At 73.5% G+C, this 2,966-nt stretch carries 2 protein-coding genes and 1 pseudogene; all 3 read right to left on the reverse strand.

Going from position 1 to position 2,966, the window contains the following annotated elements:
* Positions 1-786: pseudogene (gene purH / locus QH283_RS12570) on the reverse strand (bifunctional phosphoribosylaminoimidazolecarboxamide formyltransferase/IMP cyclohydrolase); the annotation flags it as partial.
* The gene (gene purN, locus QH283_RS12575) at positions 783-1,415 is read right to left on the reverse strand and encodes a phosphoribosylglycinamide formyltransferase (RefSeq protein WP_280503184.1); all 633 of its coding nucleotides are present in this window, start codon (positions 1,413-1,415) and stop codon (positions 783-785) included. The gene purN and the pseudogene purH, both read right to left, overlap by 4 nt.
* 166 nt (positions 1,416-1,581) lie before the next feature.
* The coding region (locus QH283_RS12580; RefSeq protein ID WP_280503185.1) for a cell division protein PerM at positions 1,582-2,966 on the reverse strand (1,385 nt) is incomplete at its 5' end.

A 2,966-nucleotide genomic window follows, 5' to 3' on the forward strand; every position in this document is an offset into this window, starting at 1 on the left:
GTACGACATCTCCTTGCCGTGCAACTGCTCGGCCTGCGCCAGGCCCTGCTGCCCGGCGGCGGTGTACAGCGCCGCGGACTGGTGCGGGTTCTCGCCGTAACGCAGCACCGCCGCGCGCTGCCAGCTGCCGCCGATCCACGCCGGGTAGGGGCTGCTCGGGGCCTGCCCGCCCTCGGCCTCGGCCACGGCGGGGGCACGCACGCCCGTCATCCAGCTCGCGACCGCCACGTCGTAGGCGGCGGTGTGCTGAAAGGCCTTGGCGGCCAGCGCGGTCCGCTGGGCGAGGGTGAAACCGCCCTCCTTCACCGCGGAGAGCACCTCGTCGTAGTCACCGGCGTCGACGACCACGGCCACCGAGGGGTGGTTCTTGGCGGCCGCGCGCACCATCGACGGGCCGCCGATGTCGATCTGCTCGACGCACTCGTCCTCGCTCGCGCCGCCGGCCACGGTCTGGGTGAACGGGTAGAGGTTCACCACCACCAACTGGAAGGCCTCCACACCGAGCTCGGTGAGCTGGTCGAGGTGCTCCTGCTTGCGGGTGTCGGCGAGGATGCCGGCGTGCACCCTCGGGTGCAGCGTCTTGACCCGGCCGTCCAGGGTCTCGGGGAAGCCGGTCAGCTCCTCCACCCTGGTCACCGGGATGCCCGCATCCGCGAACATGCCCCCGGTGGAACCCGTCGAGACCAGTTCGACGCCCGCGGCGTGCAGACCGCTCGCGAGCTCGACGAGCCCGGTCTTGTCGTAGACGCTCACCAGCGCCCTGCGGATCGGCTTGCGTTCAGTCACCGCTGCACCCGCTCATCTGGAATTACTGCCTTTCGTCCGTCGGAGACAATGCCTCGCGTGGCGACGGCGGCCACGACTTCCGCCAGCAACCGTCGTTCCACAACCTTGATGCGTTCGTGCAGGGTGGCCTCGTCGTCGCCGGGCAGCACCGGCACCGGTTCCTGAGCCAGGATCGGTCCGGTGTCCACACCCGCGTCCACCAGGTGCACCGTCGAGCCGGTGTAGCGCACCCCGTAGGCGAGCGCGTCGCGCACCCCGTGCGCGCCGGGGAAGCTCGGCAGCAGCGCGGGGTGGGTGTTGATGATGCGGCCGCCGAAGCGGGCCAGGAAGGCGGGGCCGAGGATCTTCATGAAGCCCGCGGAGACCACCAGGTCGGGATGGAAGGCGTCGACCCGCTCGGTCAGCGCCTCGTCCCAGGCGCCGCGGTCGGCGTAGTCGCCCAGCGCGACCCGGAAGTGCGGAACGCCCGCGTCCTCGGCGTGGCCGGTGGCCGCGCAGTCGCGGTCGACGCCCACCGCGACCACCTTCGCCGGGTAGCCGGGCTCGGCCGCGGCGTCGAGCAGGGAGCGCAGCAGGGATCCGGTGCCCGAGGCGAGCACCACGACGGTGGCCGGGGCCGCGGTCGGCACCCACGTGGCATGCGAGGTCGTCAGGGGTCTGCTCCTGCGTGTCGATCGGTCGGCGGGGAACCTCACCGCCGGTGATCAGCGTAGTCGGTGGCGCACGGGCTTCCGACGACCGGTGTCCCGCGCGGTGGCGGGGCGCGGCGGCGCGGGCACGGCGGCGCCGCCGCGGCTACCGGGCGGCGTCGGGATCGACCACCTCGGCGTCGACGATGTCGTCCTCCGGCTCACGACGCGGGCGGCTGGGCACCGGGGGTTCGTCGAGGACTTCGGCGTCGATGGCGTCCGGGACGCCGTCGTCGTAGGTGGGGGTGCCGGTCGCGCGGTTCGCGGCGCGGCCGAGGGCGCGCCCACCGCTCAGGCGGGCGTCCGCGCCCCGGTGACCGTCGTCGGCGGTTCCTTCGGCCGGATCGGCGCGGCGGCCCTCGTGATCGCCGTCGTGGTCGTGATCGCCGTCGTGGTCGTACTCGCCGTCGAGGTCGTGGTCCTCGTCGAAATGCTCGTCCTCGTAGCGGTCGTCCTCGTAGGAGCCGCCGTCCTCGTCGTCGTAGCCGTGGTGCGCGTCGTCGTAGTCGTGGTGCGCGTCGTCGTAGCCGTCGTGCCCGGATTCGGCGCGGCTGTCGTCTCCCCCGCGACGGTCGTAGTCGTCGTGATCGTCGTAATCCTGATCGTCGTAATCGTGATCGAGATCGTCGTGATCGGCGTAGTAGTAATCGTCCTCCGCACGCGCGGCTCGGCGGTCGAGCACCAGGCGGGCCAGGATCAGCCCGAGCCAGCCGGACACCGAGAGCACCAGGAACGACGCGGCCGCGAAGGTCGGCAACGCGACCCCGACGTGCCCGAATCCGCCCAGTTCGCCGCCCGCCAGCAGCGCCGCGCCTGCCAGGACCAGCGTGGTGGCGCCCGCGCAGACCAGGATCGACCACGGCCGGGGGATCTCGTCGTCGCCGGTGCGGGCCAGGTCGAGACCGGTGACGACGCCGACGGCGGCGGGCAGCAGCATCAGCAGCGGCCACCAGGCGACCGCGGGACCGATCGGCAGCGCGGCCAGCACCGGCACCACGGGCACCGGTCCGCCGGACACCTCGAACAGGCTCACCGAGGCCGCACCGAACTGCACCGAGGAGCCGAGCAGGATGCCCAGCGCGCCTGCCACCACATTCGGCAGGTAGATCACCGACAGCGCCGAGAGTCCGAGCACACCCCAGAAGTCGCCCGCGTCGGCGTAGCCCTCGCCCATGGTCGACCAGTGCGCCAGCAGCGACACCACCGTCACCGCCGTCGCGCAGGCCACCAGGCGCAGCACGGCGGTGCCGGTGCGGCGCAGGCCGGTGACCGCCCAGTCCGGCAGCCGCAGCAGATCGACCACGTACGGGATCTCGCGGCTGACGATGCCCGCCGCGGCGGCGAGCAGGTGCAGCGCCAGCACCCAGGCGAACGCGGCCAGCGCGTTCGGCGAGCGCACCGGGGGGGTGGCGGGGGGGAGCGGACCCCCCGCCCCGCCGCCCGCGGGGCCCCGCCGCGCCCCCCCCCCCGCCCCCCCCCCCCCCCCCCCCC

The sequence above is a fragment of the Nocardia farcinica genome (genome assembly GCF_029867845.1).
Lineage (GTDB): Bacteria > Actinomycetota > Actinomycetes > Mycobacteriales > Mycobacteriaceae > Nocardia > Nocardia farcinica_A.